Source organism: Tissierella praeacuta (assembly GCF_040396155.1).
In the GTDB taxonomy this organism is placed as follows: domain Bacteria; phylum Bacillota; class Clostridia; order Tissierellales; family Tissierellaceae; genus Tissierella; species Tissierella praeacuta_A.
Genome location: NZ_JBEBOY010000005.1, coordinates 114238 through 131389 on the forward strand (window position 1 = coordinate 114238; position 17152 = coordinate 131389).

Sequence of the window (17152 nt, forward strand, 5' to 3'; positions counted from 1 at the left end):
TTCCACCCCTAAGCTTGTCCTTCTAGATAACCAGCAGCAAAAGCTGCTAGTTTACCTTGTTAATATCTGCACCTAGTTTTTGTAAGGTTAGATGAAGATTATCGTATCCTCTTTCAATATGATGAATTCCGTGAACTTCCGTAGTTCCCTTTGCCGCAAGGCCAGCCAATGTTAGAGCAGCTCCGCCTCTCAAATCCTTAGATGTAGTTTTAGCTCCTGTTAACTCTTTTACCCCTTTAATCACTGCAATCCTGCCAAATGTTTTAATATTGGCACCCATTCTAGCAAGTTCTTCTGCGTGTTTGAATCTATTTTCAAACACTGTTTCAGAGATTATACTAGTTCCATTTGCTATTGATAAAAGAGCCATCATTTGTGCCTGCATATCCGTTGGAAATCCAGGATAAGGAAGGGTTTGCAGCATCTCAATAGAATTAAGTTTTCTTGGTCCTGTAACTTTCATAGAGCTTCCATTACTATATATAGTAACTCCTGCTTCTTTTAATTTTGCTATAATTCCAAGGACATGATCTACAATAACATTGTTAATTATTATATCTCCCCCTGTTATTGCTGCAGCAGTCATGATTGTACCTGTTACAATTCTATCTGGTATTATACTATGTGTTACATCATTAAAAACCTTTGTTCCTTCTATTGTAATAACAGATGTTCCAGCTCCCGAAATTCTTGCACCAGATTTATTTAAGTAGTTTTGTAAATCAACTATTTCTGGTTCCCTAGCTGCATTTCTAATTATAGTTGTGCCTTCTGCTGTTACACCAGCTAAGATTATATTTTCTGTAGCTCCAACAGAAGGATAATCCAGTTGTATATCACAACCTCTAAGCCCTGTTGTCTTACAATATAAATGTCCATGAGATTCCTCAATCTCTGCTCCCATATCTTTTAAGGCTTTGAGATGTAAGTCTATAGGCCTAGGTCCAATTTCACAACCTCCCGGATAAGATATAATAACCTCTCCAGTTCTTGCCAGCATGGCACCCATTAATATAATAGAGGATCTCATTTCTCTAACTAATTCTTCCTGAACTACTATTTGATTCAATGGTTTAGAATCAACTACCATAGTATTTCCCTCTACACTAACATCGCATCCTAAATCTATGAGTATTTCCTTCATTATTTCCACATCCCTTAGATTAGGGATATTCGATATAGTACTTTTATTTTTACCTATGACCGTAGCAGCCAATATTGGCAATACTGCATTTTTGGCACCTAAAATTGAAGTTTCACCTGTTAATCTATTGCCACCATTAATAATATACTTCTCCACCTAACCACCTCCACATATGCTCATAATAAGTATATATGACCATATTATGCATTGGCATAAATGAAGTTACATATTATTATTTAACAATCGTATTGATAATTTCAAAAATCCTTTCTGATGCATCTGATTTTCCAAGTTGTTTACTGCATCTTAACATTTCTTCTAACCTTTTTTTATCCTTAATTAAATCATATATAATATTTTTTAAGACATCCCCTTTCATATCTTTTTCAAGAACCAATATTGAGGCTTTCTTATTTTCAAAAGCTCTAGCATTAAACTCTTGATGGTTTTCAGCAGTATATGCCTTAGGTATTAAAATACTAGGAACACCTACAGCAGAGATTTCTGCCAAAGTAATTGCCCCTGAACTAGTAACTACCAGCGAGGCAATATTAATGGCTTCAGGAATTTGATAAAAGTATGGAAAAATCCTAATATTATCATTTAATTTTATATTATCTTTCTTCACTCTATCCATAAATTCATCATAAAATCTTTTACCTGTCACGTGTATTAATTGTATATCTTTTTTATTTGATGCTTCTTTTATAAAATGATATATTCCATCATTTAGAGTTTTTTGCCCTCCACTTCCTCCAAACGATAGAATCAACGGTATGTCTTTATCTATATTTAATGCTTTATAAGCTTTTTCTTTATTTATATTAATGATTTCCTTACGAATTGGATTACCAGTATTCACAACTCTATCTGGATGTTTAAAATATTTCTTTGCTTCATCAAAAGTTACAGCAACTTTATCAACATATCTTGATAAAATTTTGTTTGTAATACCGGGAAAAGCATTTTGCTCATGTATCATTGCTGGAATATTTCTCTTCTTAGCCATATATACAACTGGCCCGCATACATATCCACCAGTTCCTATTACTACATCTGGTTTAAACTCTTTTATTATTTTTTTTGCATCATTTATTCCATGGAAAAGTTCTTTTAATGCAATAAAAGATTCTTTGTTTATTCTTCTAGGCATTCCTTTAACCCTTATGGTTCTAAATTTAAACCCTTCCTTTGGAACTAGTTCGGATTCCAATCCTTGTTTTGTACCAACATAAAGAATATCAGCATTTTTATCTCTATCCTTTATTTCATTTGCAATGGCTAAGGCAGGATAAATATGTCCTCCTGTGCCTCCTCCCGTAATTAAATACTTCATATTATTCAGCTCCTATCTAAATTTGCATGTCTTGAAATGTTTAGCAATATCCCTATAGCAGACATATAAATCATCAATGAAGTACCTCCATAAGAAATAAAAGGTAATGTGATTCCTGTAGTCGGTATAGATGATGTTACTACTGCTATATGAATTAAAGATTGAACAGTCACTAAAGCTGTAATTCCTGATGCTAAGAAACACCCAAAACTATCATCTATACTAAGTGCAATACGTATTCCTCTCCAAACCACTAACATTAATATCAATATAACAGTCAAAGTACCTAAGAATCCTAGTTCTTCACCTATAATTGAAAATATAAAATCATTATAGGATTCTGGAATGTATGAAAATTTCTGTCTACTCTTACCTAATCCTAATCCAAATAGTCCTCCTGAACCTAAGGCATATAAAGACTGTACTGCCTGCCATCCAATATCAAGCTTATAAGCAAAGGGATCTCTAAAGGCAGTTATTCTATTACGTCTATATGCATTATCAGGTCCTGATAATACTAAGACACCTAATCCTGCAAGACCTACTCCCATAAAAATTAGATGGGATAAATTCATTCCTGCTATAAAGAACATACTCATTAAGGCACCTGCCAAAGTAATAGTGGTTCCTAGGTCCTTTTGTATATATATAAAACCGCAGGATATACCTATAATAATCAAAGCAGGTATGGTGCCTTGTTTTAAGCTTCTTATATTTTCTTTCTTATTTGAAAGAAAATTTGCGAAAAAAATGATTGAGCCAATTTTTATGGCATCAGAAGGCATAAATGTTGTAAAACCTAAATTTATCCATCTTCTAGCACCTTTCGCTTCCTTTCCTAATGGTGAGAATATTAAAGCACCTAAAATCAAAGCCAATAAATATACCCAAAATGAATATTTCTTCCAAATCTTATAATCAATATTCATACAAATTATCATTCCAACTAAACCTATTGAAGCTGCTATTATTTGTTTTTTCAAGAAAAGATATCCATCGCCAAAATCCTGCATGGCTTCTGGCCAAGATGAGCTGAATACCATTATAATACCAATAAATACTAGCATCAGGGTTCCCATAAGTAAACTAAAATCAACAGCTTTTTTCTTTTTCACTGTTTTTCCCTTTGCCATATTACTCCTCCTTTAGACCATAAACAGCATCTTTAAAATCTTGACCTCTTTCTTCAAAATTATTGTACATCCCCCAGGATGCACAGGCAGGAGATAATAAAATATTATCCTTTTCTCGGCCAAGGTCATAGGATAAAGCAACTGCTTCTTTCATACTTTCTACTAAATGTATATTATTAAATCCATGTTTTAATGCAGTTTCTTTAATTTTTTCCTTGGTTGCACCTAAAAGAATTAATTCTTTAACCTTTCCATCAAAAGCTAAAATTAGTTCATCAAATTCTGCACCTTTATCATATCCCCCTGCAATTAATATTATGGGAGAATTCAGTGCTTCAATTGCCTTTATTGTTGAATCAGAATTTGTTCCTTTAGAATCATTATAAAAAGATATTTCATTTATAGTTTTTACATATTCAATTCTATGTTCTACCCCTGGGAATTCCTTCAAAACTTCTTTTATTATCTCTAAATCTATTCCCATAACCCATGCAATGGCAACAGCTCCCAATGCATTCTCTAAATTATGTTTTCCTAAAATTTTTAATTCCTTATATGGCAATAACTTAATAAAATCTTTCCCATGCTTTATTACTATATAATCTCCCTCTATAAATACTCCATTATCAAGTTTTTGATTTGCACTAAACCAAATAATATTTGAGCCAAGTTCATCTTCCATTTCCCTAATAGTTTCATCATCATAATTAAGCACGGTATAATCATTTTTATCTTGGTTTTTAAATACTTTTTTCTTAGCGATAATATACTTATCTAATGAACCATGCCAGTTTAAATGGTCTGGTGTAATATTGGTTATAAGACTTACTTTTGGCTTGAAATATATAGTGTTCTCTAATTGAAAACTACTTGCCTCTATTACAAAAACATCATCTTTATCAGCGTTTACTACATCCCACAATATGCCGACACCAATATTTCCTGCCACATATGTATTATAATTAGCTTTTTTAAAAATCTCACCTACCAAAGTTGTTGTTGTTGTTTTTCCATTGGTTCCTGTTATGGCTATAATATTATCCGTAGGAGAAATCCTATATGCCAGTTCTATATCAGTAATGACCTCAATATTTCTTTCTTGCGCCTTTAGTAAAATAGGAGCTGTCGGTAAAATACCAGGACTCTTAACTATTAAATCAATATTCTCTAAAGGAATGTCATTAGTATTCAAATATTTTTCAACATATATATCTTTAATCTTGTCAAAAAAATCTTTCAATTCCTCTTTAGTTTTAGAATCAGAAACTACTATTTGCGCTCCTAATTTATGAAGAGCTTTTACAGTTGACAATCCTGAAATACCAAGCCCAAACACTAAAACCCTTCTGTCCTTTAAATACATAAAACCAGCTCACTTTCCTTAAATTAAACTTAAAATTCCAATTAAACAAAGAATTACTGTTATAGTCCAAAATACTGCTACTACTTTAGTTTCTTTCCAACCTTTCTGCTCATAATGATGATGTAACGGTGCCATTAAAAATACTCTCTTTCCCGTTAATTTATATGATGTTACCTGTATAATCACAGACAATGCCTCCATAAAATAAACTCCCCCTACTATGGGAATTACAAGTGGGATATTTAAAAGTATAGCTATTGCCGATACAGCTCCACCTAAAGCAAGGGATCCAGTATCACCCATAAAGACTTTTGCTGGATGGGCATTATGTATTAAAAATCCTAAACACGCCCCTGCTAATGCTGTTGAAAATATAGAAATACTTCCCATACCCCAATTCAATGCTATAAGTCCAAAAAAAGATAATACTATTAAAGTAACTCCAGATGCTAAACCATCTAATCCATCAGTTAAGTTTACACTATTTACAGTACCTACCACTACAAATGCAATAAAAGGAATGTAAAGTGGTCCTAAATCTAAATATTGGTTGTGCAAGAAAGGTACTATTAACTTAGTCCCTAAAACAGATGTAGATGACTGATAAACTGCTAGTATAGTTGCCAAAATCACTTGCCCTATTAATTTCTGATAAGCCTTTAGTCCTAGGGACCTTCTCTTAACTACTTTAATATAGTCGTCAACGAATCCAATTACACCAAATCCGAAAGTAGCCATTAATAAAAGATACATGTCTTTGTTTACCATTCCAGAAGTCAAGACTGTAATAACTAATGCTATAAATATAATAATTCCACCCATAGTAGGAGTTCCAGATTTTTTAAGATGAGTCTGAGGTCCATCATTTCTAACACTTTGCCCAATCTTAAGTTTCCTCAATAATGGAATTATAATTGGTCCAAGAATAAGGGTGACTAAAAAAGAAATAGAAATTGTTCTAAAAATATCTATATATTCAATCATTTAATTTTCTCCTCTCAAGTATCTAATCCAATTGTTAATTATTCTTTGAATTTAAATAATCAAGAACAATTTGTCTTTCATCACATGGAATAGTTTTGCCTCCAATTATTGTATAAGTTTCATGTCCTTTTCCAGCTAGCAATATTATATCTTTAGACATAGCATTATCTAAGGCATACTTTATAGCTTCTATTCTATCTACAATTTTTACATACTTTCCACCAGATTTTTTTGTCCCTACTAAAATATCTTCTATTATCATTTCTGGATCTTCATACCTTGGATTATCTGATGTAACTATGGATAAATCCGCATGATGACCTACGGTTTCTCCCATTTCAGGTCTCTTTGTCTTATCTCTATTTCCTCCTGCCCCAAAAATAACAATTTTTCTGCCCTGTGCAAATTTATCAATAACTGTAAGTACTTTTTCCAGTCCATCTGCAGTATGAGCAAAATCAATAATAACGGTATAATCTGTATTAGTAGGAACAACTTCAAATCTTCCCTTTATTCCTTCAACAGCCTCTAACCCATTTTTAATAACCTCTAAGGAAACGCCATATGAATATGCACATGCTGCAGCAGCCAATGCATTATATACACTAAATTCTCCAGGTACATTTAAAACTATATTAGTACTTCCCTTAGGAGTGTTTAAAGTAAATTTAACTTTAGACAAAGCAAATTCTATATTAGTAGCAAAAATATCAGCTTTTGTTTCTATACCATATGTTAACAAAGGTAGTCTTTTTCCTACTATTTCAGCAATCTTTTTCCCATAAATATCATCTATATTTATTATATTAAATTTATTTGTCTTATAGAAAAGTTTTAACTTGCTATTAAAATATTTTTCCATAGTCTTATGGTAGTCTAAATGATCCTTAGTTAGATTAGTAAATATTCCTATTTGGAAATCCATATATTCTACTCTTTTTAGCTCTAAGGAATGGGATGAAACTTCCATAATACAAGCATCTGTTTCTACATCTACCATTTTCTTTAACAAATCATGTATAACTAAAGAATTTGGCGTAGTATTATTAAGCTTAACATTTTCATTTTCTACAACCGCTCCAATAGTCCCAATAATTCCTACTTTATTCTTATTTACTTCCAGTATACTTCTGATAAAATAGGTTATAGAAGTCTTTCCATTAGTTCCAGTTATACCTATCATTTTTAAATCTTTCCATGGCTCTTTATGAAATATGCCAGAAAATCTTGCTAATGCATCTATTGAATCTTCTACCTTTATTACTGCAACATCTCCTTCAATAGGTACTTCTCTTTCAATAACTATAGCAATAGCTCCGTTTTCTACTGCCTTATGAACATAATCATGTCCATCTACAGTAAACCCCTCTTCTGCAATAAACAGATTGCCTTTCTTTACTTTTCTCGAATCATTCTCAATTCCAGTTATATTAATATCTACATTTCCTTTAATTAATTTGAATGTATAATCCTTTAATATGTCCTTTAGATTCATATCACACCTACTTTCTCTTGTCCTTATTGGAGAATTTAATTAAAAGGCAACTCCACTTAAGTTGCCTCTAATTATATTACTCTTATGTCTCGCCAAATTCAACCTCTATTTTTGTGTTAATAGGAATCTCTTCACCTGGCATTGGATTTTGCTCCTTAACCTTTCCTTCTCCCTTTAACTCATAGTTCAGATTTAACTCATCAAGGATTTTAATTACATCTTCTTTATCCCTTCCAGTAAGATTAGGCATCATAACTTTTTCTCCTATTTTTTCATTTAAATACAAATCTACTATAGAGCCTTTTTGAACTTCTGTCTTTGGTAGTGGAAATTGATCTATTACAATTGATTCAGAGGTTAAATCTAAATATTCAGTAGTATATTTTAATTCCATATCGGTTAAAATCTTTCCAGCGTCTCCTATTTTCTTATTTCTTATATCTGGCACTATTACCTTTTCACTAGTTTCTTTTTTCTCCTCATCTGTAAAAACTGGGGCAATTTCAAGATAATTTAATGTTTCTTCTAATACATTCTTAGCTATAGGTGCTGCTACAGTTCCTCCATAGTATGGACCAACAGGATCATCTACTACAACTAATATTACTACCTGAGGATCATCTACTGGAGCTACACCTACAAAAGAACCAATATATTTACCTGGTGCATATCCACCATCAATGATCTTCTGAGCAGTACCTGTTTTTCCACCTACTCTAAACCCAGGAATATAAGCATTGCTACCTGTACCTTTACTTACTACGCTCCCTAACATCTCCAACATAGTTTTAGAAGTTGATTCTGATACAACCTTTCTTTTTATTACTGGCTCAAAAGTCTCTACAATTTTTCCTTCATCATCTATTAATTCTTTTACAAGTCGTGGTTTCATTAGATTACCACCATTTACAATGGAAGATACTGCATTAATTAATTGCAAAGGAGTAACTGCTATACTATGACCATAAGACATAGTAGCTAAAGTTGCTTCCTTTATGCTATCTATATTAGATGGAATAATTCCTGACTGCTCACCATTTAAATCTACATCTGTCTTTTCCCCAAATCCAAACCCCTTTATGTATTTATATAAACGTTCTTTTCCCACTCTCCTACCTAAGTCAACAAAAGCTACGTTACAAGAATTATTCATAGCCTCTACAAGTGTTTGAGCTCCATGAGGATTATACCATCTAGCACACTTCAATGTCACACCTTTTATATCTCTTACAAATCCATTGCAATAAAAACTAGAATTTGGATTAGCAGCATTTTCTTCTAGAGCAGCAGCTGCAGTAATTACTTTAAATGTGGAACCCGGCTCATAAATATCATTGATTGCGAAGTTTCTCCACATATCATACCAACGTTTTTGAAGTTCCTCCTGTGGTAAAGTTTCCCATTCTCTTTTAGTTTCTTCATTTATTGGAGTTCTTGGGTCATTAGGATCATAATCTGGCTTAGAAGACATTGCTAAAATATCCCCTGTTTTTGGCTCCATCATTATAATAGAAATATTCTTAGCATTTGTGGCTACTAAAGCCTCTTCTGCTGCCTTATCTGCAAAATGTTGTATAGTTTCATCTATAGTTAGAACAACTGATAAACCATCTGATGCCTCATATATTTTCTCACCATCAAAGGGCAATTGTCTACTTGCAGCATCAGTTATTTTAACCCATTTTCCTGGTGTACCAGTTAAGTATTTATCATAAGTTCTTTCAACCCCATATAAGCCATTATTGTCAACATCAGTAAAACCTAATACAAAAGAAGCAAAATTTCCATAAGGATAATATCTCCTGTTATCATCAACTATATCAATACCTGATAGTTTTAACTTTCTTAATTCTAAAGCTTCTTCCTTAGTTATCCACTGTTTAATTCTTTCTGTTCTAATCTTTTTAGTAATTTTAGTATATACTACTTCTTCATCTAAATTTAATACCCTTGCTACCTCTTTTGCTGTTTCATGAGGATCCTTTATATCTGCCGGACTAGCCCATACAGTTGCTGAACTAACACTTACTGCTAGTTTCTTACCTTTTCTATCATAAATAACTCCTCTTTTTGATTTTATAGTTATTCCCTTAGTCCACTGCTCTAATGCACCTTTTTTTAATTCTTCAGCCCTCACTATTTGTAGATAACCTAATCTTCCTATTAAAAGTATAGAAACAAGAATCACTACACCAAAAACAAACAATAATCTTTTCTTAGATGAGTAGCTTGGTTTTCCCAAGATAACACCTCCTAAAACAAGTTTGTAACCATACTGAACATTTTCTTTATTTGTTTTCCCATACTGTACTCCTTAACATCTTCTGATGTATTTTCCTCTACTGACACATATACTATCTGTCCTTCAGTTGGGTAATCCATTCCTAGCTTTGTAATTGCTTCTTCTGCAATTTTAGTTGAGGATTTTATCCCTTCAAGATCTGCTATTAAATTCATTTTTTCTTTTTCTAGATCTATCTTTTGTCTTTCTAATTTGGTTATTTCCTGCCTTACTGCAGTTATATTGGCATATCCAAACAATATAAACAAAGCTATTCCTAAAACAATCATAGGTACAGTTAAGATTACTAATTTAGCAAGACTACTACTTTTTCTCTTTCTATCCTGTGCTTTTCTTGTACTCTTTCTCGTTTTTTTTCTTGGTTTTTCCTTTACTTCCAATGTCTTTTCAGGGTAATAACTAAGTTCTTTTGCTACTAACAATTTATTCTCCCCCTTTTCTATTTAGAACATTAAGTTTCTCTACTATCCTAAGCTTTGCCGATCTAGACCTAGGATTTTTATCTATTTCCTCCTTACTAGGCACTATTGGTTTCCTAGTGATAATTTCCACTTCTCTAACCTTGTCACATACACATTTAGGTAAGGATGGCGGACAAACACAATCTAGATATAGTTTTTTGAATTCCTCCTTTACAATCCTATCCTCTAATGAATGAAATGTAATAATGGCTAATCTGCCACCTGGATTTAAAAGGCTTACCATCTTTGAAATTGATTCTTTTAAAACATCTAGTTCCCTATTTACTTCTATACGAATAGCCTGAAATGTCTTTTTAGCTGGATGATGTCCATCTTTTCTTACTTCCTTTGGTATTGCCTTTTTAATAACTGATACCAACTGAAATGTTGTATCAATAGGCTTATCCTTTCTTTCCTCCACAATAAATTTTGCTATTCTTCTTGCCCATCTTTCTTCACCATAATCCCAAATAATTCTTTCAAGGTCTTTTTCTGAGTATTTATTTACCACATCCCAAGCTGAAAAAGAGCTTGTCTCATCCATTCTCATATCTAGTGGTGCATCTTTATTATGTGAAAACCCTCTGCTTCTTTCATCTAATTGATGTGATGATACTCCTAAATCTAAAAGTATTCCATCTACTTTTTCAATTTCTAATTCATTTAATATCATATCTATATTTTCATAGTTATTATGAACTAATATTATCTTGTCATTATATTTTTCCAGTACTTCACTAGCTTTATCTAATGCATTCTGGTCTTGATCAACACCTATTAACTTCCCTGTAGTTAATCTTTTCACTATTTCTGATGAATGTCCCGCACCACCTAAAGTACCGTCTACATATATTCCATTATCTTTTATATCTAATCCTTCTAATACTTCATTTAATAGAACCGATACATGTTCAAAATTCATATACTCTCCCCCAATTATATCCCCAACTCAGCCATCTTTTCTGCTATACTGTCGTAAGATAAATTATCATCATTATTATATGCATCCCATTCCTCTTTACTCCAAATCTCCATTCTAGTAGAAACCCCTATAACGACAGCCTCTTTATCTAATTTAGAATGTTCTCTAAGGTTAGATGGAATAAGAACTCTTCCTTGCTTATCCAAAGAACATTCACTGGCTCCAGAAAAGAAAAATCTAACAAATGCTCTTGCATCTCGGTTAGTAAGTGGTAATGTCTTAAGCTTCTCCTCTAAAACAGCCCATTCTTCCTTAGGGTATACAAAAAGACAGTTATCAAGCCCTTTAGTCATAACAAACTCTTCCCCTAATTCTTCCCTGAACTTAGAAGGTATAATTATTCTTCCCTTAGTATCTAAAGTATGTTGATATTCACCAATAAACATACTAATCACTCACTTAATATATATTATTTACCACTTCCCACCACTTTGTACCACTCTATATACTATTCTACACTAAATCAAAAAATCCTTCCACCTTTTTTTGTAAAAATCGTATTAGTACTTTAGTCACAATCTGCGATATATCGACATTTCCATGTAGTAATATGGCACAAAAAACAACTGGCATTTTATACCAGTTGTTAAAAGTTAATATCTTTATTTTTTTTTCTTTTTATATAAAAAATATATATGGGAATAACAAAACCTATTACACTTATAAGTTGTGCCATTCTAATTGATCCTAACATTAAACTATCGGTTCTAAGCCCTTCAATAAAAAACCTGATGAAGGAGTATAAGGATAGATATAATAAAAATATTTCTCCTCTAACCTTTTGTTTATTCTTCCCATACCAAAGGAGGAATAAAAAAACTAAAAAATTCCAAATTGATTCATATAGAAAAGTAGGATGTACCTTTACTCCATTTACCATAATACCCCAAGGTAAATTTGTAGGTCCTCCATATGCTTCTTGATTAATGAAATTTCCCCATCTTCCTATTGACTGAGCTAAAATTAAACTAGGAGCACATATATCTGCAATAGTCCAGAAATCTATCTTTCTAATTTTGGTGAAAATAATAGCTACAATAATGGCTGTAATTATGCCTCCATGAATAGCTAATCCGCCATTTCTAATATTTAATGTTTCTATAGGATTATCTCTATAGAAATCCCAGCTAAAAATAACATAATATATTCTCGCTCCTACTAAACATAAAGGAATTTCCCATATAAGAAAATCCATTAAAATTTCTTCATCAAATCCCAATCTTTTTGATGCTCGAATAGCAAGTAAAGTACCTATTAATACTCCCATAGCAATTAAAATACCATACCATCTAATTTCAAGACCAAAAATCTGAAATGCAACTGGATCCATAATAAAACCCCCTTTCTGATCTTCATTGGATTAGTATATCACAAATGAAGACTTATTTCTATTATCTCAAAGGATTTATTATGGACAAGACAACATTATCTTTTGTAAAATGACTATTGAATCTTTCAATTATATTATCATAGGTAATAGATTGTAATATATCCAAATAATTTATTAGCAATAATCCATCAAAATAAAAGGATATAAATGTATTTGCTATGAATTCAACAGAATTCAATCCCATTAGAAACTCACCCATAGCCTTTTTCTTTATACGGTTAAAATCTTCTTCTAATAAAATTGATTCTCCTTGCTTTTCAAAAAGTGAAATTACTCTATTATATACTTCTTTTGGATTCTTAGATTCACCTGTAATTAAAGAGTGTCCATAGGACTTTTTCCCTGTATAATATGCACCAAAACTATTATCTATAAGACCTTCTTCATATAAATCATTAAAAAATACAGAACTAGAACCAAATAGCATTTCAAGTATGAAATTCGTAACAAAGTCCTTTTTTATCTTCTCTTTATTCTCTAACTCATTATCAAGGTCTTTAAAGCCAATATAAAATAATGGATTAGATGTCATCATACTTTCCTCAACAACTTTTTCTCTTATTTTATCAGTCTCTTTTGGAAAAAATCTATTGATTTCTTTTACTTCTTCATAGTCCTTTTTCTCTGATTTATCTATTACTTTAAGTATCTTATCAAAAGATAAATCTCCTACAATAAATATAACCATATTAGTTGGATTGTAGAATGTATTATAGCATTTATATAGTAACTCTTTATTTATATTTTGTATACTTTCCACAGTACCTGCTATATCAATTTTCACTGGATGTTCATTATACATTGCATCTAAACAATTGAAAAACACTCTCCAATTCGGATTATCTCTATACATATTGATTTCCTGAGCAATAATCCCTTTTTCTTTTTCAACATTTTCATCAGTAAAATATGGATGCTGTACAAATTCTACTAATAATGCTAAATTCTCATAGAAATTTTCAGTAGATGAAAATAAATATGCCGTTTGAGTAAAATTAGTATAAGCATTAACATTTGCACCTAATCTGGAAAACTTATCAAAAATATTTTGCTCAGGCTCTTCAAAGAGTTTATGTTCTAAGAAATGGGCAATTCCTTCAGGTACTTCTATAGTTTTTTCTTCTCCAATTGGAACAAAGGAATTATCAATGCTGCCATAATCAGTAGCGAATATTGCATATTGTTTCGTATATCCTTCTTTGGGCATAAAATAAACTTTTAAACCAGAGTTCATCTCTTTATAATAAAGTTTTTCTCTTATTTTTTTGTTTTCGTAGATTCTGATATCCAATTATATACCTCCTATATTTGGCTATATCACTTTAGGCCTTTGAATTTTTCATAAAATATATAGTGTCCAAAGCAACCTTTGACATAGCTTCCATTATTTCTTCTCTAGTAACGCTATTAACATCATTTAAGATTTCTTCAAGAGATCTGTTATCTTCAGATAATATTTGACTAAAGAAATATTCTGATATAAGGAAAATACTATCTTTAATTGATTCTGTTGAAGATTTTATGGATTTTTTTGCTATATCTATATCTTCATCAGTAAAATTCCCATTTTTAATTTCTTCCAATTGCTCTTTTACAATATCTATTGTTTTTTCAAAATTATCAAATTCAATACCACCATCTATTAACATAATAGATTTATATTTAAAAACAGTAGAAGTAATGTAATAAGCTAAACTTTCTTTCTCTCTTACGTTCCTGAATAATTTGGAATTTGGTCCACCACCTAAAATATCACTAGCTACTATAAGTCCATTATATAATCTATCTTCATAAGGAATTCCCGTTCTATATCCAAGAACTAATTTACCTTGAGTTACATCTAATTTTTCTTGTACCATATTCTTAGTCTGAACACCGGATATAATTTGTTCTCTTGGTATTGTTAAAACATTATTCCTTTCTATTTTTCCTATATTCTTTATACATTCAATTAAATTCTCATCATATTCTCCTACATAAAATATTTCTATTGGAGATGTATTAATTACTCTTTGATAATGTTCATATAATATATTTTCATCAATACTTTCCAAATCATTTATATTTCCTAAAGGATAAATACTAAATTTTTCATTTTTACACATTTCCTCTATACATCTATCTATGGCATAAGACCTTTTATCATTTATCCTCCCTTCAATTTTGCGTCTTAAATTCTCCTTTTCCTGTTCAACATAATCTTTTTTAAAATACCCTTTCTCTAAAACTGGATTGTAAATAATAGATTTTAATAAATTAACTACTTCATAAATATAATCTTTATCTTTAACATAATTTCCATTTACAGTTTCAACAGTAAATCTAAGAACATGTTTTTCTCCTCTTTTATTAATTGATATGCTTAAATTTGCTCCGTAAGTTTCTTCTAATTTCTTTTGTATCTCAAGATTTGTACTATATTCCTCTGTACCTCTCTTAAGAACTAAAGGTAATAAAGCATTTTTGGTAACTTCATCCTTAGATAGAGGTCTTAGAAAATAATAACTGAGTAAATTAGATTTAAATTTATCTGTCCTAATTAAATTCAAATGTATTCCATTAGTAATTTTGATTCTTTCAGATTTTAATGTCAAGTCATTTCCTCCTTCTTTAATATATTATTTTTACTATACCCAAAATTAAATTTGTTACTTATATTAATATTATGCAACTAATAAAAAAATTAAAAACCCAATCTTAAAAATTGGGTTTTTAATTTTTTATTTACTTTTTTCAATCATCTTGCTAATTTCACTAACTTGGCTATCATATGATGACCCATTCATTAATCTGCTAATAATTTCTACAGTTTTAAAAAAAGTCTTTTCATCATTAGATACAAATACTTTTTTTATTCCTGTATCTTTTTCCATAACCAAACTACTAATCAGCTCTTTTGTATCCTCAGTAAAAGATGTATCATAAGCCATAACCACTGAAACCAAAGCTGTATCATTAAAAATAATTGTTGCTGCATCATCTACACCAAAGAGTTCAACAACATAATCAGCTAAGTTCTCTGACCTATCGATTATTACCTTATCTTCCATGGATACTTCTACAGCTACATCATTTGGTTCTTCTACTTTGACTATTTCATCATTTTTAACAGTCTTACAGCCAATTTGCAAAATTAAAGTTAAAACTATTACGAATAATATATTTTTTTTCAATTTATCCCTCCTCTTATTATAGTTTTTCATAATATTGAAATTTTATAACAAGAAAAGGAAAATATTTATTATTATATTTCTTTTGCTATTTTTACACCTGAACTAGTTCCAAGTCTATTAGCTCCAGCCTCTATCATCTTCTTAGCAGAGTCTATATCTCTAACTCCTCCAGATGCTTTGACTTTTAATTTATCCCCTACTACAGATTTCATAAGCTTTACATCTTCTATAGTTGCTCCACCTGTTGAAAATCCAGTAGATGTCTTGACAAAATCAGCTTTCGCTTCCATAACAATTTCACAAGCTTTAATCTTTTCTTCCTCTGTAAGTAAGCATGTTTCTATAATCACTTTAACTATTGCCCTATTATTAGATGCTTTTACTACTTCTTCTATATCTTCTCTAACAACTTTATAGTCTTTCGCCTTTAATGCCCCTATATTGATTACCATATCTACTTCATCGGCACCATTCTCTATGGAATTCATAGTTTCAAAAGCTTTAACTTCCTTTGTATTTGCACCTAATGGAAAACCTATAACAGTAGCTACTTTAACACCGGAGTCTTTCAATATATCCTTACAGAATTTAACATAATAAGGGTTTACACATACGGCTGCAAATTTACATTCTATAGCTTCCTTACATAATTCCTCTATAGATTCCTTTGTAGATTCAGGTTTTAACATAGTATGGTCTATCATTCCCAATATATTAGTCATTAAATCCCCCCAAATTTATTTAATTAATTCAACTATATCTCCATTTTTTACTCCTGCAGCGTTTCCTTCTTCTATATCAACATGCATTTCAAGAGCAAAACTTTCCGATACTCTTACTAATACATTATTAAATACTAAGCCTCTTTCTCCACCTACTTTTACATTTACAATATCTTTATCAGCTACTCCAAAATCTTCCCCATCTTTAGTGTGCATATGGATATGTCTTGCCGCTACTATTATCCCTTCTGATATTTCAACTTCACCCTTTGGTCCAACAAGTTTTGCACCTGGAGTGCCTTTAATATCTCCTGAATTTCTAATCATTGACTTTACACCTAATGAAAAGGCATCTGATACTGATAGTTCAAATTGAGTATTTGATCTAACAGGTCCTAATATTCTTACACCTTTTATTGTATTCTTTGGTCCTACTATATCAACTTTCTCTTCACAAGCATATTGACCTGGTTGAGATAAATCTTTCTTTTTTGTTAATTGATACCCTTCGCCGAATAAAATATCTAAATCACTTTGACTTAAATGTATATGACGATTTGATAATGCTATTGGTAATTGTGTCTTCATTTGTTTGCCTCCTAATTATATAAGTTAACCTGAATTATTCATGGTGATATAAAAATGAAATTTCTATCACCAAAACCTA

The 17152-nt window shown here is 31.1% G+C and carries 16 protein-coding genes; all 16 read right to left on the reverse strand.

Annotated elements, in window-relative coordinates:
- Window positions 1-46: 46 nt before the first annotated feature.
- The 16 genes from murA to pduL all read right to left on the reverse strand — a co-directional run bounded on the left by murA (window position 47) and on the right by pduL (window position 17073).
- Complete coding sequence (murA, locus tag ABWP20_RS04240) at window positions 47-1300, reverse strand: UDP-N-acetylglucosamine 1-carboxyvinyltransferase (protein WP_353094065.1); 1254 nt, start codon at window positions 1298-1300, stop codon at window positions 47-49.
- Between the two features lie 76 nt (window positions 1301-1376).
- Window positions 1377-2480 (reverse strand): undecaprenyldiphospho-muramoylpentapeptide beta-N-acetylglucosaminyltransferase, encoded by a 1104-nt coding sequence (gene murG, locus ABWP20_RS04245; protein WP_353094067.1) that lies wholly within the window; start codon window positions 2478-2480, stop codon window positions 1377-1379.
- 5 nt (window positions 2481-2485) lie between these two features.
- Complete coding sequence (gene ftsW, locus ABWP20_RS04250) at window positions 2486-3613, reverse strand: putative lipid II flippase FtsW (RefSeq protein WP_353094068.1); 1128 nt, start codon at window positions 3611-3613, stop codon at window positions 2486-2488.
- A 1-nt stretch (window position 3614) separates the two neighbouring features.
- A complete protein-coding gene (gene murD / locus ABWP20_RS04255) occupies window positions 3615-4949 on the reverse strand; it encodes a UDP-N-acetylmuramoyl-L-alanine--D-glutamate ligase (protein WP_353094070.1) in 1335 nt (444 codons plus the stop codon).
- Between the two features lie 45 nt (window positions 4950-4994).
- On the reverse strand, window positions 4995-5960 hold the full coding sequence (gene mraY, locus ABWP20_RS04260) for a phospho-N-acetylmuramoyl-pentapeptide-transferase (RefSeq protein WP_353094072.1): 966 nt from the start codon (window positions 5958-5960) through the stop codon (window positions 4995-4997).
- Between the two features lie 34 nt (window positions 5961-5994).
- A complete protein-coding gene (locus ABWP20_RS04265) occupies window positions 5995-7455 on the reverse strand; it encodes a UDP-N-acetylmuramoyl-L-alanyl-D-glutamate--2,6-diaminopimelate ligase (RefSeq protein WP_353094074.1) in 1461 nt (486 codons plus the stop codon).
- 82 nt (window positions 7456-7537) lie between these two features.
- Window positions 7538-9697: a penicillin-binding transpeptidase domain-containing protein gene (locus ABWP20_RS04270; protein ID WP_353094076.1), complete on the reverse strand. Its 2160-nt coding sequence runs from the start codon at window positions 9695-9697 to the stop codon at window positions 7538-7540.
- A gap of 11 nt (window positions 9698-9708) precedes the next feature.
- On the reverse strand, window positions 9709-10179 hold the full coding sequence (locus ABWP20_RS04275; RefSeq protein ID WP_353094077.1) for an FtsB/FtsL family cell division protein: 471 nt from the start codon (window positions 10177-10179) through the stop codon (window positions 9709-9711).
- Between the two features lies 1 nt (window position 10180).
- Complete coding sequence (gene rsmH / locus ABWP20_RS04280) at window positions 10181-11140, reverse strand: 16S rRNA (cytosine(1402)-N(4))-methyltransferase RsmH (RefSeq protein WP_353094079.1); 960 nt, start codon at window positions 11138-11140, stop codon at window positions 10181-10183.
- Between the two features lie 14 nt (window positions 11141-11154).
- On the reverse strand, window positions 11155-11586 hold the full coding sequence (mraZ, locus tag ABWP20_RS04285) for a division/cell wall cluster transcriptional repressor MraZ (RefSeq protein WP_353094081.1): 432 nt from the start codon (window positions 11584-11586) through the stop codon (window positions 11155-11157).
- A 200-nt stretch (window positions 11587-11786) separates the two neighbouring features.
- Window positions 11787-12530: a prolipoprotein diacylglyceryl transferase gene (gene lgt / locus ABWP20_RS04290; RefSeq protein WP_353094083.1), complete on the reverse strand. Its 744-nt coding sequence runs from the start codon at window positions 12528-12530 to the stop codon at window positions 11787-11789.
- 61 nt (window positions 12531-12591) lie between these two features.
- Window positions 12592-13881 (reverse strand): EF-P 5-aminopentanol modification-associated protein YfmH, encoded by a 1290-nt coding sequence (yfmH, locus tag ABWP20_RS04295; protein WP_353094085.1) that lies wholly within the window; start codon window positions 13879-13881, stop codon window positions 12592-12594.
- Window positions 13882-13912: 31 nt separating this feature from the next.
- On the reverse strand, window positions 13913-15184 hold the full coding sequence (gene yfmF, locus ABWP20_RS04300; protein WP_353094087.1) for an EF-P 5-aminopentanol modification-associated protein YfmF: 1272 nt from the start codon (window positions 15182-15184) through the stop codon (window positions 13913-13915).
- Window positions 15185-15310: 126 nt separating this feature from the next.
- Window positions 15311-15763: a YhcN/YlaJ family sporulation lipoprotein gene (locus tag ABWP20_RS04305; RefSeq protein ID WP_353094089.1), complete on the reverse strand. Its 453-nt coding sequence runs from the start codon at window positions 15761-15763 to the stop codon at window positions 15311-15313.
- Between the two features lie 71 nt (window positions 15764-15834).
- A complete protein-coding gene (gene deoC / locus ABWP20_RS04310) occupies window positions 15835-16485 on the reverse strand; it encodes a deoxyribose-phosphate aldolase (RefSeq protein WP_353094091.1) in 651 nt (216 codons plus the stop codon).
- A 15-nt stretch (window positions 16486-16500) separates the two neighbouring features.
- Window positions 16501-17073, reverse strand: coding sequence for a phosphate propanoyltransferase (gene pduL, locus ABWP20_RS04315; RefSeq protein WP_353094092.1), 573 nt, complete (start codon window positions 17071-17073; stop codon window positions 16501-16503).
- Window positions 17074-17152 lie beyond the last annotated feature (79 nt).

Bases quoted from the DNA above. Each gene is read 5' to 3' on its own strand.
- rsmH (WP_353094079.1), bottom strand. From the start codon at position 11,140: ATGAATTTTGAACATGTATCGGTTCTATTAAATGAAGTATTAGAAGGA.
- lgt (WP_353094083.1), bottom strand. From the start codon at position 12,530: ATGGATCCAGTTGCATTTCAGATTTTTGGTCTTGAAATTAGATGGTAT.
- mraY (WP_353094072.1), bottom strand. From the start codon at position 5,960: ATGATTGAATATATAGATATTTTTAGAACAATTTCTATTTCTTTTTTA.
- mraZ (WP_353094081.1), bottom strand. From the start codon at position 11,586: ATGTTTATTGGTGAATATCAACATACTTTAGATACTAAGGGAAGAATA.
- murG (WP_353094067.1), bottom strand. From the start codon at position 2,480: ATGAAGTATTTAATTACGGGAGGAGGCACAGGAGGACATATTTATCCT.
- ftsW (WP_353094068.1), bottom strand. From the start codon at position 3,613: ATGGCAAAGGGAAAAACAGTGAAAAAGAAAAAAGCTGTTGATTTTAGT.
- deoC (WP_353094091.1), bottom strand. From the start codon at position 16,485: ATGACTAATATATTGGGAATGATAGACCATACTATGTTAAAACCTGAA.
- ABWP20_RS04265 (WP_353094074.1), bottom strand. From the start codon at position 7,455: ATGAATCTAAAGGACATATTAAAGGATTATACATTCAAATTAATTAAA.
- pduL (WP_353094092.1), bottom strand. From the start codon at position 17,073: ATGAAGACACAATTACCAATAGCATTATCAAATCGTCATATACATTTA.